Raw genomic sequence first — 16247 nt, forward strand, 5'->3', positions numbered from 1 at the left:
ACCATGCAAGCGATCAGTATTCGTAATCTGGATGTGGTATTCGGAGATCAGACAGCACAAAGCCTGGCCCTGCTGGATCAGGGGAAAAGCCGTCAGGAAATTATCGAACAGGGCGGAGGTGTGGTTGGGGTACATAATGCCAGTATTGATGTTTCTCAGGGCGAGATCTGTGTCCTGATGGGTTTATCCGGGTCTGGCAAATCCAGTCTGTTGCGAGCGGTGAATGGCCTGAACCCGGTCAGCCGGGGGGAACTGCTGGTACGTGATGGCCAGCAGATGGTGGATATTGGTTCCTGTGATGCCGCCACGCTGCGTCATATACGTACCAATCGGGTCTCTATGGTTTTCCAGAAATTTGCTCTGATGCCCTGGCTATCGGTACTGGAGAATGTAGCCTTCGGTCTGGAAATGCAGGGTTTTGCGAAGGAAGAGCGTTTAGCCCGTGCTCAGGAAAAGCTGGAGATGGTCGGGCTGGCAGAATGGGGGAGTAAGCTGCCCCATGAGTTGTCCGGAGGCATGCAGCAAAGGGTTGGTCTGGCAAGAGCGTTTGCGATAGACAGCGATATTCTGCTGATGGATGAACCTTTCTCTGCACTGGACCCTCTGATCCGTAGTCAGTTGCAGGATGAACTGATTGAACTGCAACAGCAATTGAATAAGACCATCCTGTTTGTCAGCCATGATCTGGATGAAGCCCTGAAAATTGGTACAAATATCGCCATTATGGAGTCTGCACGTATCGTCCAGCATGGTAAACCGGAGGATATTGTACTCAATCCAGGTAACGCTTATGTAGAAGAGTTTGTTGCGCATACTAACCCGTTGAATGTACTGCGAGGCCGTTCTCTGATGACAGATGTGACCGAGCTGAAGCGGAACGGACATACTCTGCAGCTTAATGCTCACGACAATACCTGTATCAGCACAGACAGCTCAGGTCAGGTCACAGGAGCTCATCGCCAGGACCAACCCTTATCGGTACAGCACTGGCATGAAGGCGACTGTCTGGATCAGCTGACCTGCGATACCCTGGTGATGACACCATCGGATATATCGATGCGTCGGGCTATTGAGATTCGCTATCGCACAGGACAACCGGTATTGCTGAAAGAAGATAACCATCTGGTGGGTGTACTGTCCGATGTGAACTTCTATCACGCCTTATTAGGCAAGCACTTTACAGCGGCTTCGGCCTGACTATATCGGTGTAAGACGGAATTCAGCCTGATATCAAAGGAATCTGATAGTTCTGTGATATCAGCTGGTTCCCTTTGACCTGCCTGATGCCTATGGGCATAGCAGATCTGATCTCTGTTGTGGAATAGATTATGAGCACTCAACACTCCGGTGCTGCAGAAGCGATTCTGTATTGGCTGAAAAAGTGTCTGCCATTTCTGGCCTGGCAATCCCATATCAATCGACAATCACTCAGGGCGGATATCATTGCCGGTCTGACCGGCGCTATTGTTGTGCTGCCTCAGGGTGTGGCTTATGCCATGATTGCTGGTCTGCCACCGGAATACGGCTTGTACACGGCTATGGTAACGCCAGTGATTGCCGGGTTATTCGGTTCTTCTCTGCACCTTGTTTCCGGTCCAGCAGCAGCTATTTCTATTGTGGTATTCAGTGTGGTCAGTGGAGTAGTGCCACCAGATAGCGGGTTGTTTATTCCGGCAGTTCTGACGCTGACACTGTTAACCGGACTGATTCAACTCGGGCTTGGCCTGGCCCGACTGGGAACCCTGGTTAATTTTATCTCTCATACCGTGGTTATCGGCTTTACCGCAGGGGCTGCCGTTCTGATCGCCACCAGTCAGATGAAATATACCCTGGGCATTGATGTGCCTTCAGGCAGTTCTTTTTTTGCCAGCTGGCAGTTTATTGTGCAGCAACTTCCACAAACCAATGGTTATGCTCTGTTGATAGCGCTCAGCACTATGGTCGTTGTGCTGCTGGTACGACGTATCAATCCCGCATTACCTGCGATGCTGATTGGCATGATAACCGGTAGCCTGTTGTGCTGGTTGCTGGAGGGTGCTGACCAGGGCGTAGTCCTGCTGGGAGCGCTCTCCGGCCAGTTACCGGAGCTTGCCTGGCCGGAGCTGTCACTACAGACCATCAGTGAATTATTACCGGGTGCAGTGGCTGTGGCTGTACTGGGACTGGTAGAAGCGGTATCAATAGCCCGTGCCATAGCTCTGCGCTCTGGTCAGCGTATTGAAGGCAATCAGGAGTTTATCGGGCAAGGGCTTTCTAATATGGTAGGCAGCTTTTTCTCCTGCTATGCCGGATCGGGGTCTTTTACTCGTACCGGTGTCAATTACGAAGCCGGGGCGCAAACCCCTCTGGCAGCCATTTTTGCCGCATTGATCTTGCTGCTGATATTACTTTATTTGCCTGAGGTTACGGTGTTTCTGCCGCTGCCAGTGATGGCTGGCACCATCCTGCTGATTGCCTGGGGGCTGATTGATCAGCACCATATCACTCGGATATTGCGCAGCAATAAACAGGAAATTGCCGTATTTCTGCTGACTTTTACTGCAACCCTTGTGGTTGAACTGGAGTACTCCGTTTATCTGGGAGTCGCGCTGTCGCTGATTCTTTATTTACAAAAGACATCCCGGCCACAAGTGACTGAAGTGGCACCAAAATCTTTTTCGCCAGGTCTGGATCTGCGCAGTACAGAGCGTTTTGATCTGCCGGTGCTCCCTCAACTAAAGCTGTTGCGTATTGATGGCTCGGTATTTTTTGGGGCGACGGATCATATTCAGCAATTACTGCAGCAGCACAGTGAACCCGCGAATAAGCAAAAGCAAGATATTCTGCTGGTGTGTTCCGGGATTAACTTTATTGATCTGGCCGGAGCCGACATGTTGTGGCAGGAAGCAAAGCGACTGGAGCATTCCGGACAGCATTTATATTTTTGTTCAGTGAAACATGCTGTGATGGAAACACTGTCTCAGTCGGGCTATCTCGATCAGATCGGAGAGGCGCGCTTTTTCACCACCACAGAAGCTGCTTTGTCTGCGCTGACTGAGCATACTTCTGCACCCTCAGGCTGTGAGCAATGCCATAATAAGATTTTCAATCAATGCTAATAAAAAAGCCCTGCTTGCCCCTGTACTCAGAGTTTCACCTGATACCAGAAGAAGCAGGGCCTTGCCGCCTGTTAACTGAATAAGTACCTGAATCAACGCTTGATAAAAGCCAGCGGAAGCTGGAAAATCCGGCTGCTTTTAGCAGGGAGCCATTATTCAGGCATTTAACTCAGGGCAAACGAGTCAATCGAACATCAGATCTACCGGGGTTATCAGATCTGTCGGGGTTAGAGCACCAGAGTCTTGGTAAAGCTCATCTCACGAATCGCGTATTTGATACCTTCACGACCGACACCGCTCTCTTTTACACCACCAAATGGGAAATGCTCAGTACGGAAGCCCGGACCATCATTCGCGGCCAACGTACCTACATCCAGTTCTTCAAACAGACGACGAATCAGAGCCAGATTATTGGTGAAAATACCACCCTGCAGGCCGTAAGCTGTGTTATTGATGATCGGAATAATGGCGTCCACATCATCAAACTTAAACAGAGGCATAACCGGGCCAAAGGCTTCTTCCACCATCAGCTCACACTCCGGGTCAACGTTCTCCAGAATCGTCGGATAGACAAAAGCCCCTTCGTACTGATTGCCCATTGCCACGGTTGCACCACGCTCAATGGCGTCTTCAATAAAACCACGTACCTGATCAGCTGCACCCTGGTGAATCAGAGGGCCGATAAAGGTCTCATCTTTTGCCGGATCACCCACTACCAGCTCTGAGCTTTTCTCAACCAGCAGATCACGGAAAGCATCATAAACTTTTTCATGTACAAACAGACGCTTAGCAGCAGTACAACGCTGTCCGGCAGTGGCGAAACGCTGATTAATGGCGGCCTTTACTGCACCTTCCAGATCGGCATCATCCATTACGATCAGAGGATCATTACCGCCCAGTTCCAGCAGCAGCTTTTTATAGCCTGCAGCAGCAGCGATCGCATTGGCAGCCGCAGTACCGCCGGTAAAGTTAATGGCATGAATATCCGGATGTGCATTCAGACGATCCAGCTCTTTCATTTCTGGCATGCAGAACTGCAGCACATTCTCAGGAATACCTGCCTCATGGCACAGCTCAACCAGACGCCGGGCTGTGGCAGTATTCTGAGGACCGGGTTTAAACAGTACACTGTTACCCGCCGCATAAGCTGGCCCGATCTTATGAATCGCAATATTGATCGGGAAGTTAAACGGTGTGATGCAGAAAATCGTACCCAGTGGACGCCAGCAAACAATACCGATTTTCTTACCCATGCTGGCATAGGCATCTGAATCCAATGCTTCACCGGTAATCTGACGGGCTTCTTCGCTACAGGCAATGGTTGCATTCACTGCGCGCATCATCTCAACACGGGAGTCAGAGATGGTTTTACCGGTTTCACGGGTGATCAGCTGAGCCAGATCTTCAGAGTGCTCTTTCAGCAGTTCGGCCAGACGGGCCAGCACATTGGCACGCTCAAATGCAGAACTGTCACGCTGGGTTTTGTGACCGGTTTTCAGCAGAGCCAGCTTCTGTTCCACCTGATCCCATGAGGTGTACTGGTATTCACCGATTGGCTCATTGTTATATGGATTCACTAAGGAATAAGTTTGACTCATGGCTGAACCCCCATCTGAATCAGTTGATAAATAATGCGCCCGGCAGCACAGAACAGTGCCACTTTCATCAGGGCAAAAAAGACTTTAGTATTGATATAACCCAGCACAATCACACCCAGCCTGGCTCCAATCACGGCTGCCAGACTCAGGATAGCGATCACTTCTGCGTTATCGATAAAAGAGAACCCCAGGAACAGGTAAGCCGGAATCTTTGTCAGGTGGGCAAACAGCTGCATCAGGGATTTATTGCTGACCACTTCTTCTTTGGTCAGATCATCACGGATAAAAAACACCGCCAGCAAAGGATCGATTGCTCCGGCAATAATGCCCAGGCTTCCGGTAGCGATGCCGACCCAGAAGAAATTCTTATCCTGAATTTTCAACTGTGGCATGCGCTTCGGTTTAAACAGGGTATACAGAATCAGGCCAACCAGAATCAGCAGCGGGAAGAACTCCCCGATATACTTCACGATAAACAGTGTGGTCACTGTTGCGCCCAGTACAGCACCGATACCAAAAGGAATACACATGCCCCAGCGGATACTGGAACGTAAAAACCAGCTGCGCGCGGCATTGTTGAACACCTGAACCGTGCCATGAATTGCCACCAGCGGACGCACCGGCATATAGACACTCATCGCGGCAAACATAAGCACGCCACCTGCCATTCCGGTAATGGAAGTGATCATAGAAGCCAGAGCAATGGCCAGCGATAACCAGAGCATGCTGGTATAGGAGAGTTCAACAATTTCCACGTCTGCATTGATCCTGCAATATTTTGATACTGGCAGAGTAAGAAATTGCACAGAATGACCATAGGACCAGTTAGCAGAGTTTTGGTGTCCACCTTAAGCCGGGTTCAGCATATTAAAAAGGCTATCGAAGCAGAACGAGTCTGCTTCCGGATCATATGATTTTTCACGATCTGCTGACACTGTTTGAAGAGGGTGGCTATCGAATGAACGTTCGCTTGCAGTGTCGATTTTATATTCCAGCGTTGCGTTTGGTTGAGAGAGGAATGGGCGTATGTATTCTTGATCCGATCTCGGTCTATAGCTATCACAGCGATGCCCAATCGGGCAAAGTGGTGTTCCGTTGTTTTGAACCAGAGGTATTTTTGAAAACGGCTATTATGTATCCCTCTGGTGTACCGCAATCTATGATCACCCAGGAGTTTGCCGGGCGGCTGCGGGAAAAGATCGCTTACCTGCAAAATAATCCAGAGCAGTTACTAGATTGGTAACCCACTGAAATCAAAATGTATTTCAGGGCTGAAGTACATTGCAGAAACAGTAGCCCAGAGATGTTCCGAAATCAGCTGGCTGCTATAAGCAGCCGTCATATTCTCCGCTACCAGCCTGATAGAAGAGATTAATCGTCCGGCTCATCGCTGACTTCAACGACGCCATCAATAATTCTCACCGGATACACATCCACATTTTCATACGCTGGAGGTGCAGTCACCTCACCACTACGCAGACAGAAACGAGCACCGTGACGAGGGCATACGATCTCACCATCCTCGATACAACCACCTTCCAGCGAGCCGTTATCGTGGGTGCACAGATTTTCGATTGCGTGGAACTCACCATCAACGTTAGCCACTAAAAGCTCAACATCATCCTCGGTGGTTACCAGTTGGTATTCGCCATCTGCGATAGCCGCAGCAACATCAACTTTAATCCAGGCCATATTTTTCTCAGCTAATCTGTTGTTATAAAGTTCTTTAATTCTATTTTTATCTATCTGATCCGATATACAAAAATAGCTTCCGGGCCAGAGCAATGGCAAGGAAGCTATTTAAAATTGCGCTTATCTAATATCTGAAGCCATCATTCAGCAATCAGAACATACCGGTTTCCAGCTTGGCATCTTCCGACATCATATCCCGGCTCCAGGGAGGATCGAAGACGATTTCGGTCAGTACTTTAGATACCTGAGGTGCTCCCAGAATCTTACGACGGGCATCTTCGGCAATCACATCACCCATACCACAACCCGGTGCGGTCAGGGTCATCTTGATGATCACCACGGTTTCACCGGTCAGCAGTTGGTCGATACGACAGCCATAGACTAATCCCAGATCTACGATATTGACCGGAATTTCCGGGTCATAACAGGTACGCAGCTGCTCCCAGACATACTCTTCCAGCTCTTTCGCTGAAGCGGTTTCCGGCAGACTGGGGCGTGCTTTCGCTTCACCGCCAATAGCATCCAGATTATAGCTTTCGATCAAATACAAACGGCTTTCAAAACCGACACTGACACTGCCGCCCTTCGCCTGCATCACGATCACCTCACCGCCTTCCGGCAGAGTGACGGTTTTACCGAACGGGATGGAGATCGCTTCCACATCCCGTTGCAGAATGATTTTATCGTCTTTTTTCATTCACCGGCCCCTTACAGCAGCATATCCCGCGCGCGGTTCATAGCCGCTATAAAGACATCAATCTCTTCTTTGGTGTTGTACAGACCAAAAGAAGCACGGGCCGTCGCATTAACACCGAAGTGATGCAGCACAGGCATAGCACAGTGGTGACCGGTACGAATAGCGACACCCAGCTGATCGATCAGTACACCCAGATCCTGAGCGTGCACACCGTCCATCACAAACGAGATCACCCCGGCTTTTTGCTCGGCATTGCCGATAATCCGCATACCCGGAATTTCATTCATCTGTTCAGTGGCATACTTGAGCAGAATATCTTCCCAGGCCGCGATCTTATCCAGCCCTGCGTTGGTCAGCCAGTCACAGGCCACACCCAGACCAATGCCTTCGGCAATGGCCGGTGTACCCGCCTCAAACTTATGAGGTAGATCGGCAAAGGTGGTTTCTTCAAAGCTGACATGGTCAATCATATCGCCACCGCCCTGCCAGGGCGGCAGCTTTTCCAGCATAGTTTCTTTGCCGTACAGGATACCGACACCGGTCGGGCCGTACATTTTATGGCCGGAAAAGGCGTAGAAATCACAATCCAGATCCTGCACATCCACTTTTGTGTGCGGTACGGCTTGAGCGCCATCCAGCAGTACAGGAATCTCATGCAGATGCGCCAGCTGAGTGATCTGTTTCACCGGGTTAATGGTGCCCAGCGCGTTAGAGATATGAGTCACAGAGATCAGTCTGGTTTTATCGCTGATCATGGCGTTCAGTGCCGCCATATCCAGCTCACCATCCTCATCCACCGGGATCACTTTCAGCACGATACCCAGCTGGTCACGCAGCAGCTGCCAGGGCACGATATTGGCGTGATGCTCCATCATGGAGACAATCACTTCATCGCCTTCTGACAGCTGACGACCAAAGGTGTTGGCTACTAAGTTGATCGCTTCCGTGGTACCACGCACAAAGATCACTTCTTTGCTGGAGCGTGCGTTAATAAACTGACGCACCTTCTCGCGGGCCTGTTCGTAAGCATCCGTCGCTTCACCGGACAGATAGTGCACGCCACGGTGAATATTGGAGTTCAGCTCACGATAGTACTGGTTCATGCTTTCGATCACAGCTTCCGGCTTTTGTACCGTAGCACCATTATCAAAATACACCAGAGGCTTGCCGTGTACCGTACGGTTCAGCAGTGGGAATTGCTCACGCAGGGCAAGCATCTCCTGCGCCAGTTGTGCTTCACTGTAACCGTGTTTGGGAGCGATCGCGTTCATTACACCAGCCCTTTCAGGTTGAACTTTTCAGGTAAACGGCCAGCAACGGCTTCTTCGATCTGGTCGTGTACTTCAGGGATCTCAATTCGATCAATTACTTCGTTGGCAAAGGCCAGCGTCAACAGACCGCGCGCCATCGCTTCATCGATACCACGGGAGCGCAGGGCAAACAGTGCGCTTTCATCCAGCTGACCTGTAGTGCTGCCGTGGGAGCACTTCACATCATCGGCGTAGATTTCCAGCTCAGGCTTGGTATCAATCTCGGCTTTGTCTGACAGCAACAGATTGGCGTTGGATTGATGAGCCTCGATCTTCTGCGCGTTTCTATGTACCACAGCACTACCATTAAAAACGCCACGGGAACGATCGTTCAGAATGCCCTTGTAGTCTTCGTTACTGTTGGTGTGCGGCGCGTTGTGATTCACCAGAGTGTGGTTATCCAGATGCTGACGGCCATTACCCAGATACAGACCATCCAGATACACCTCAGCACCTTCCGCATTCAGCTCGACCTGAATATCCTGACGGGCCAGCTTGCCACCCAGACAGATATTGTGTGAGGTGAAACGGCTGTCACGCTGCTGCTGTACATGCAGACTCGCCACGTGATATTGCTTAGTGCTTTCCTGTTGCAGCTTGTAGTGGGTGATCCGGGCGCCATCGGCCAGATCCACTTCGGTCACCACATTGCTGAAGCTGGCGGCTTCTTCAGCACCGGAGTAATGCTCAATTACCGTCGCCTGCGCGTGTACACCGGCTTTGATCAGAATACGCGGCTGAATCAGTACTGCATTGTCCTGAGCTGTCGACACAAACTGCAGATAAACCGGCTGTTCCAGTACCGCATTGTTGGCCAGATCGATCAGCACACCATCCTGCCAGCTGGCCAGGTTCAGAGCGGTAAAGCCACTGAAGTTAGCCGCAGCCACCTGACCCAATACGGTTTTCGCTGCATTGGCGTTGTCTGCCAGCGGCAGTACGTTTACGCCTTTTGGCAGTTCGCCCAGGTCAGACTGCTCAGGACTGAACAGACCATCAACAAATACCAGACGCAGCCCCTGCACACCCAGTGACTTTTCCGCCACCAATTCAGCGGCATCAACCTTTTTCGGCAGCCTGAAATCACGTTTAGCCAGTGCTTTAACGTCGGTGTATTTCCAGTTTTCCAGACGGGCGTGAGGCAGACCTGAAGTGGCAAACTGCTCAACCGCACCCTGGCGCAGATCCGTTAACCAACCCGGACCCTCGCTGACCTGCGGCATTACCGCAGACAGCCACTGATCAGTATATTCACTCAGGCTCATTGAGCAGCCTCCTCGATAACCCAGTCGTAACCGCGCTCTTCCAGCTCCAGCGCCAGAGACTTGTCGCCAGACTTGATGATCTTACCGCCGGACAGAACATGGATATGATCCGGTACGATGTAGTCCAGCAGACGCTGATAGTGCGTCACCATCACGATGGAGCGGCCTTCGTCACGCAGGCTGTTAACACCTTCTGCAACGACTTTCAGGGCGTCGATATCCAGACCCGAGTCGATCTCATCCAACAACGCCAGCTTAGGCTCCAGGATCAGCATCTGCAGGATCTCGTTACGCTTTTTCTCACCACCGGAGAAGCCTTCGTTCACTGAACGGTGCAGGAAGCTGTTGTCCATCTTCATAAACTGCAGCTTTTCGCGCACCAGCTTCATAAACTCAGGGGCTTCGATCTCAGGCAGACCCAGGTGCTCACGCTTAGCGTTCAGAGCCGCTTTCAGCAGGTAAACGTTTTTCACCCCTGGAATCTCAACCGGGTACTGGAAACCCAGCAGCATACCGGCACGGGCGCGCTCTTCAATTTCCATCTCCAGAACGTCTTCACCTTCAAAAGTGATGCTGCCGCCGGTTACTTCGTAACCATCACGACCTGCAATCACTGCAGACAGCGTCGATTTACCGGCACCGTTTGGGCCCATAATGGCGTGAACTTCACCCGGATTAATGGTCAGGTTCAGGCCTTTCAGAATCTCTTTATCTTCAACGCTAACACGCAGGTCTTTAACTTCTAACATGGTTTAACCTTTTATCTCGGATGGTGCGGCGCTATGGGCTTGCGCACCTATCAACAATCTGAATTCTTTTCGTTTGCCACATATGGCTGTTAGCTAAGGAGCTGACAAGGACTGGACAGAGTTTCTGTTTTACGCGCAGCCATGGATGGCGAAGCGAAAACGGATCAAAACAGGATGTTTTGCCGTTTAAAAACAGAAACCGGCCAGACCTGATCCTCTAAGCTCTGATACTTAACCCACAGCACCTTCCAGGCTGACGTTCAGCAGAGCCTCGGCCTCTACTGCGAACTCCATTGGCAGTTCTTTAAATACGTCTTTACAGAAGCCGTTTACGATCATGTTCACGGCATCTTCTTCAGAGATACCACGCTGACGACAGTAGAACAGCTGATCTTCACCAATTTTGGAAGTGGTCGCTTCGTGCTCAACCTGTGCTGTGCTGTTGGCAATTTCCTGATATGGGAATGTATGCGCACCACACTGATCGCCAATCAACAGGGAATCACACTGGGTAAAGTTACGGGCACCTTTTGCGCCTGGCAGAACTTTTACCAGGCCACGGTAGGATTGATCGGAACGACCGGCAGAGATACCTTTAGAGATAATCGTCGAACGAGTGCCCTCACCCACATGGATCATCTTGGTGCCGGTATCAGCCTGTTGCATGTTGTTGGTGACGGCAACAGAGTAGAACTCACCGACGGAGTTTTTACCCTTCAGTACACAGCTTGGGTATTTCCAGGTCACGGCAGAACCGGTCTCAACCTGAGTCCAGCTGATCTTGGAGTTATCACCACGACACTCGCCACGCTTGGTCACGAAGTTGTAGATACCGCCCTTACCCTCTTCATCACCGGGATACCAGTTCTGAACCGTTGAGTATTTGATATCGGCATTTTCCAGCGCCACCAGCTCTACTACCGCAGCATGCAGCTGGTTTTCATCACGCATCGGCGCGGTACAACCTTCCAGGTAAGACACCTGAGCGCCTTCCTCACACACGATCAGGGTACGTTCAAACTGACCGGTGTTTTCCGCGTTGATACGGAAGTAAGTGGACAACTCCATCGGGCATTTCACGCCCTTTGGCACGTAAACAAAAGAGCCATCAGAGAACACCGCGCAGTTCAGCGCCGCATAGAAGTTATCGGTTACCGGAACCACTGACCCCAGATACTTTTGTACCAGTTCTGGATATTCACGGATCGCTTCAGAGATGGAGCAGAAGATCACACCGGCTTCGCCCAGCTTCTCTTTAAACGTCGTTGTGACCGATACGGAGTCGAACACCATATCCATCGCCACACCGGCCAGCGCCGCACGTTCATGCAGAGGAATACCCAGTTTTTCGTAGGTTTCCAGCAGCTTAGGGTCTACTTCATCCAGACTCTTAGGCTTATCTTCAGAGGATTTAGGCGCTGCATAATAGGAGATGGCCTGGAAATCAACTTCAGGGAAATTCACGTGCGCCCACTCCGGGTGCTCCATCTGTTTCCACTGCTCAAACGCCGCTAAGCGCCAGTCCAGCATCCACTGAGGTTCGTCTTTTTTAGCCGAAATAAAACGAATCACGTCTTCATTCAGGCCTGGTGGAACCATTTCTGTTTCAATATCAGTTACGAAACCCTGCTTGTACTCACGACGTACCAGCTGTTCCATCTCTTGACTTGCCATTTCTTTCTCCCCACCCCGCATATTATCCGCAGAGTTATGGTATTTTCTTTCTGAATCCGGTCTGCAATTCTGGTTTCACAGTCTCAGCACTGCTGTCTGTGAGGGCTGGTGTCATTCCGGCGTTATTGTGTTGCCTTGCTTTGTCTTTACTAATCGCCGGACAAAGCCACCAGCGGAATTTCCTGTTGGGCTGAACGCTGATCTGCCACTTGCTCTGGCCTGGGTTCATGTCCAAACCAGCCCATCTGAAGTGGTTCTTTCTGGGCAAGCTGAACCAGAGTAATGCTGCTCAGCATCTGCCGGATAGCCAGACTCACCCGTTGCCAGTTATCTGCCACACCACAGGTTTCCTGCAGATTACATAAAGCATCTTCCTGACTGCATTCAGTCATACCAAAAGGGCCTTCAATGGCATCAATAATATCGCTGGCAGTAATCTGTTGTGGTGCCCTGGCCAGCCCATATCCGCCCTGAGCACCGCGATGGGATATCAACAGGCCACCTTTTTGCAGCATCTTTAATGTCTTACTGACAGTAGGCTTAGGAATCTGGACATGGTCAGCAATATCCGAAGCGGTAAACAGCTGATCAGGGGTTCTGGCTATATGAGCCATCACTACAGCAGCATAATCGGTCAGTTTACTTAGTTTCAGCATTGTTCAACCCGTATTCGTCATAGTAGACCATTTTAGTCCTATTTAACTTTGAACAAAACCCTTATACCTGACTTTTTTGCTTAGTTTTATCGTTTTTTGCACAATACCGGCACGATAGGTGCGGTTACTCCCCTGTTTGAAGAAGTTTATTGAAAATCATTCTCATAAAAGACATAAATATCCCTATGATCAGTCTGCTTTTTTCGTTGAGAATTATTCTTTCTTTATGAACTTGCACAGATCGGACGACAGGGAAAGATAGAAAATATTTATCAATCCGCAGTAACATCAGAAGTGTTACAAAAAGAAAGCCTTATGTGTGAATGAGTGCAGTCTTCCTTATCAGAGTGCAGGCGACTACAATCAGCACAAAGCAATCTCTAATTTCTGCACTCGCCAGACCTGATTACCCTGGAAGCTGATCGCCTTGGATAACCTGCAAGACTACGTTCACTGGTTTCGTAATTCGTCACCTTATATTAATGCTCATCGAGGCCGTACGTTTGTACTGCTGCTGGATGGTCATGCATTACAACATCAGAACTTCACCAATATTATTAATGACCTTGGCTTACTGAACAGTCTTGGGGTTCGTCTGGTAGTCGCATTTGGTGTGCGCCCCCAGATTCACCAGCGGCTAGCGCTACAGAATTTGACACTCAGCTATAAAAGCCGCAGACCTGTTATCAGTCCGGAAGTGATGGAATGCATCAAGGATGCTGCTGGATCGGCAGCGATTGATATTCAGGCTCGCCTGTCGATGGGATTACCAAATTCTCCGATGCACGGCGCATCAATACGAGTGACCAGTGGTAATATGATTACGGCCCGTCCATTAGGTGTGATTGATGGTCAGGATTTTGGCCATACCGGTCTGGTACGCAGCGTGAACTGTGATGCCATTAACCGGCAACTGGACGATGGAGCGATTGTGTTACTACCTCCTGTGGGTTTTTCACCTACCGGGGAGGTTTTTTCTCTGAGTGTAGAGGAGGTAGCTACTCAGGCTGCAATAGAGCTGAAAGCTGAAAAGCTGATTGTATTCAGTGATCAGGCTGGTTTACTGGATGGCGAGAATAAACTGATCCGGGATATGTCTCCGCGGGAGGCCCGCCAGATGCTAGACCAGATGGATGAAACGCTTCCTTTATACAGTACGTTACAGGCAGCCTGGCAAGCCAGTCGCTTTGGTGTGAAACGTGCCCATCTGATCAGTTATCAGCAGGACGGTGCTTTACTGGAAGAGCTGTTTACCCGTGATGGTAATGGCACCATGATTACTCAGGAGATTTATGAGCAGGTCCGTGATGCCAGTATCGATGATGTGGGTGGTGTTCTGGAACTGATTCAGCCTCTGGAAGATCAGGGGGTTCTGGTCAGACGTTCACGGGAGCGGCTTGAAAACGAGATTGACCAGTTCACGGTAGTAGAACTGGACGGCATGATTATCGCTTGTGCTGCACTTTATCCATTTATGGATGAGCAGATTGGAGAGCTGGCTTGCGTGGCGGTTCATCCTGAGTATCGTGGAGGTAACAGGGGAGACCTGATTCTGCAACATATAGAAAAACGAGCAAATCGAATGGGGTTGAATGAGTTGTTTGTACTAACCACACATACAGCTCACTGGTTCAGAGAGCGAGGATTTGACCCAGCGGGAGTAGAGCGCTTACCACAAAGCCGCCAGGAGCTTTATAACTGGCAGCGTAACTCCAAAGTGTTCGTGAGAAAGCTGTAAAGCTCGCTATGTGATACATCGCAACGCCCAGAAACCATATCCTATTCAATGGTAACGAAACATATTTACTACATATTGGTTAACGGTGTAACAGGAGAAATGACAAAAGGGGAGTATGATAGTCATCAATGGTGCAGAAAGTACTTTATAGCATGATGCTCAGGGATGCTTATGAAAGAGAAAGTCTGGAGAATCGTTGTTGATAATCATCTGATTAAAGTCATTAACCAGGTCAGCTTTTTTCCTCCTGATAACCGGGTATTACTGGAAGTAGATGGCCGGGTTATTGAGCATAAAAAAGGAAGCTGGCTCCAGCTGTTTGACTGTATAAAAACATCATATGATTTTTCTGGCCAGACTAAAAGCGTCGAGATTCGATTAGCGGCCAGAAGAAGTGGTATTGGCACGGGGTGCCAGATTCTGGTGGATGGTGTCCAGGTGTCAGGTGATGATGGGATTCAGTTCCCGGATCCGGATAAAGCTGTCGATCAGTTTAACCGGGGTGCTATTCACTATTTTATTACCACAGGGCTTGTGTATGGGTTGCCATTCGCAGCTCTTATGGCGCTAAATAATTTATCCCTGCCTTTATCTAAAATTGCGATTATTTTTACTATTCATACCCTAATGTTCGGTGGAGCTGTTGCCTTTTTATCATGGAATGGTATCAAATCGATCGTTTCTGAGCGCTAATGCTCGCATACTGCAGCTGCCAGGGAGATAAATATGAGTTTGTATAAAGGAAAGTGCTTGTGCGGAAGTATTGAGTTTGAGATTGATGGAGAGTTTGATGCCTTCTATCTTTGCCACTGCACATACTGCAAGAAAGATACTGGATCAGCTCATGGAGCAAACCTGTTTTCGGCTTCCGCGCGCCTGAACTGGCTAAGTGGTAAAGATATGGTTAATAACTGGTGCTTGCCCGGAACAAAACATGAGCGCAGTTTTTGTCGTCAATGCGGATCGGCGTTACCTGTCTATTCTGAAGTAACGGGTTTACTGGCTGTTCCTGCAGGTAGTCTTGACTCTCCTATTAACATAAAGCCTGATGCCCATATTTTTGTTCGTAGTCGAGCTGATTGGGAAGAGAAGATGTTTGATCTCCCCCAGTTTGAAACTTTCCCTGACATGAAATAAAAGGTGCGAATTGAAGAAGATTTTGATTTTTGGCAATTCCGGAGCAGGAAAGTCGACTCTGGCGAAACAATTGTGTCAGCAACACGGTTATCAGCATCTGGACCTGGATACTCTGGCCTGGTTACCAGAGATGCCCCCCGTAAGAAAAGCTCTGTCTGACTCTATGGCAGAAATAGAAGTATTTATGGGATCAACCGAAAACTGGGTAATTGAAGGTTGTTATACCGATTTGCTTGAGCTGGTTGCCGAGTATGCTGACCAGATTATCTTTATGGATTTACCCGTTAAGGATTGTATTGCGAATGCTGAAAACAGGCCGTGGGAACCCCATAAGTATGAGTCTAAAGCGGTTCAGGATGCCAACCTGCCGATGCTGAAAGAGTGGATCTCACAGTATGAATCCAGAGATGATCTGTTTTCCCGCCGTTCGCATCAGGCACTTTTCGATCGCTTTCCAGGCAATAAAACGAGCTATTCCAGTAATGTTATAGTGGACTGAACTGCTTTTACTTTACCTGTAAGATAGTGATTTCTGGTTCGGTCGCCAGAATATTATCAGCACTATCTTAAACATTTTCTCAGGAGGAGAAACGGATGAATATATTAGGATCTGATCTGAAAAAAGCCAGCCAC

Annotated in this window: 16 protein-coding genes; 7 read left to right on the forward strand and 9 right to left on the reverse strand. The window is 49.5% G+C overall.

The annotated features are described in order from the left end of the window. The first annotated feature begins 3 nt into the window (after positions 1-3). Positions 4-1197, forward strand: a complete 1194-nt coding sequence (gene choV, locus H4O21_RS00850; RefSeq protein ID WP_182806943.1) for a choline ABC transporter ATP-binding protein — start codon at positions 4-6, stop codon at positions 1195-1197. 131 nt (positions 1198-1328) lie between these two features. After that, entirely contained in the window at positions 1329-3098 is a 1770-nt protein-coding gene (locus H4O21_RS00855) for a SulP family inorganic anion transporter (RefSeq protein WP_182806945.1), read from the forward strand. A gap of 227 nt (positions 3099-3325) precedes the next feature. On the opposite strand, the gene safD is transcribed toward H4O21_RS00855, so the two are convergent. Together safD and H4O21_RS00865 are read right to left on the reverse strand one after the other, a co-directional pair. Then, entirely contained in the window at positions 3326-4696 is a 1371-nt protein-coding gene (gene safD, locus H4O21_RS00860; RefSeq protein ID WP_182806946.1) for a sulfoacetaldehyde dehydrogenase SafD, read from the reverse strand. Further along, positions 4693-5451 carry a sulfite exporter TauE/SafE family protein gene (locus tag H4O21_RS00865; RefSeq protein WP_182806947.1) on the reverse strand — a complete coding sequence of 253 codons (759 nt, stop codon included), beginning with the start codon at positions 5449-5451 and terminating at the stop codon, positions 4693-4695. The genes safD and H4O21_RS00865 overlap by 4 nt, the downstream gene beginning before the upstream one ends. A 155-nt stretch (positions 5452-5606) precedes the next feature. Here H4O21_RS00865 and H4O21_RS00870 point away from each other — a divergent pair, with 155 nt between their 5' ends. Then, positions 5607-5939 carry a type 2 periplasmic-binding domain-containing protein gene (locus H4O21_RS00870; RefSeq protein WP_182806948.1) on the forward strand — a complete coding sequence of 111 codons (333 nt, stop codon included), beginning with the start codon at positions 5607-5609 and terminating at the stop codon, positions 5937-5939. Between the two features lie 128 nt (positions 5940-6067). Here the strand turns inward: H4O21_RS00870 and H4O21_RS00875 are convergent, their stop codons facing one another. The 7 genes from H4O21_RS00875 to H4O21_RS00905 form a co-directional block, all read right to left on the reverse strand. After that, a complete protein-coding gene (locus tag H4O21_RS00875) occupies positions 6068-6388 on the reverse strand; it encodes a Rieske (2Fe-2S) protein (protein ID WP_182806949.1) in 321 nt (106 codons plus the stop codon). 151 nt (positions 6389-6539) lie between these two features. After that, positions 6540-7085 carry a putative Fe-S cluster assembly protein SufT gene (gene sufT, locus H4O21_RS00880; protein WP_182806950.1) on the reverse strand — a complete coding sequence of 182 codons (546 nt, stop codon included), beginning with the start codon at positions 7083-7085 and terminating at the stop codon, positions 6540-6542. 11 nt (positions 7086-7096) lie between these two features. Then, positions 7097-8356, reverse strand: coding sequence for a cysteine desulfurase (locus H4O21_RS00885; protein ID WP_182806951.1), 1260 nt, complete (start codon positions 8354-8356; stop codon positions 7097-7099). Further along, complete coding sequence (gene sufD / locus H4O21_RS00890) at positions 8356-9660, reverse strand: Fe-S cluster assembly protein SufD (protein WP_255487073.1); 1305 nt, start codon at positions 9658-9660, stop codon at positions 8356-8358. Before sufD ends, H4O21_RS00885 begins: the two co-directional genes overlap by 1 nt. Next, on the reverse strand, positions 9657-10409 hold the full coding sequence (sufC, locus tag H4O21_RS00895) for a Fe-S cluster assembly ATPase SufC (RefSeq protein ID WP_182806952.1): 753 nt from the start codon (positions 10407-10409) through the stop codon (positions 9657-9659). Before sufC ends, sufD begins: the two co-directional genes overlap by 4 nt. A 231-nt stretch (positions 10410-10640) precedes the next feature. Continuing rightward, positions 10641-12083 carry a Fe-S cluster assembly protein SufB gene (sufB, locus tag H4O21_RS00900; protein WP_182806953.1) on the reverse strand — a complete coding sequence of 481 codons (1443 nt, stop codon included), beginning with the start codon at positions 12081-12083 and terminating at the stop codon, positions 10641-10643. A 149-nt stretch (positions 12084-12232) separates the two neighbouring features. After that, on the reverse strand, positions 12233-12739 hold the full coding sequence (locus tag H4O21_RS00905) for an SUF system Fe-S cluster assembly regulator (RefSeq protein ID WP_182806954.1): 507 nt from the start codon (positions 12737-12739) through the stop codon (positions 12233-12235). Positions 12740-13166: 427 nt separating this feature from the next. Between H4O21_RS00905 and argA the strand changes: the two genes are divergently transcribed. The 4 genes from argA (at position 13167) to H4O21_RS00925 (ending at position 16113) form a co-directional block, all read left to right on the forward strand. After that, on the forward strand, positions 13167-14477 hold the full coding sequence (gene argA / locus H4O21_RS00910) for an amino-acid N-acetyltransferase (protein WP_220495450.1): 1311 nt from the start codon (positions 13167-13169) through the stop codon (positions 14475-14477). A 171-nt stretch (positions 14478-14648) separates the two neighbouring features. Continuing rightward, the gene (locus tag H4O21_RS00915) at positions 14649-15170 is read left to right on the forward strand and encodes a hypothetical protein (protein WP_182806955.1); all 522 of its coding nucleotides are present in this window, start codon (positions 14649-14651) and stop codon (positions 15168-15170) included. 33 nt (positions 15171-15203) lie between these two features. Further along, positions 15204-15614, forward strand: coding sequence for a GFA family protein (locus H4O21_RS00920; RefSeq protein ID WP_182806956.1), 411 nt, complete (start codon positions 15204-15206; stop codon positions 15612-15614). 10 nt (positions 15615-15624) lie between these two features. Continuing rightward, the gene (locus H4O21_RS00925; RefSeq protein WP_182806957.1) at positions 15625-16113 is read left to right on the forward strand and encodes an AAA family ATPase; all 489 of its coding nucleotides are present in this window, start codon (positions 15625-15627) and stop codon (positions 16111-16113) included. Positions 16114-16247 lie beyond the last annotated feature (134 nt).

This window comes from Oceanospirillum sediminis (assembly GCF_014164585.1).
GTDB classification, from domain to species: domain Bacteria; phylum Pseudomonadota; class Gammaproteobacteria; order Pseudomonadales; family Halomonadaceae; genus Oceanospirillum; species Oceanospirillum sediminis.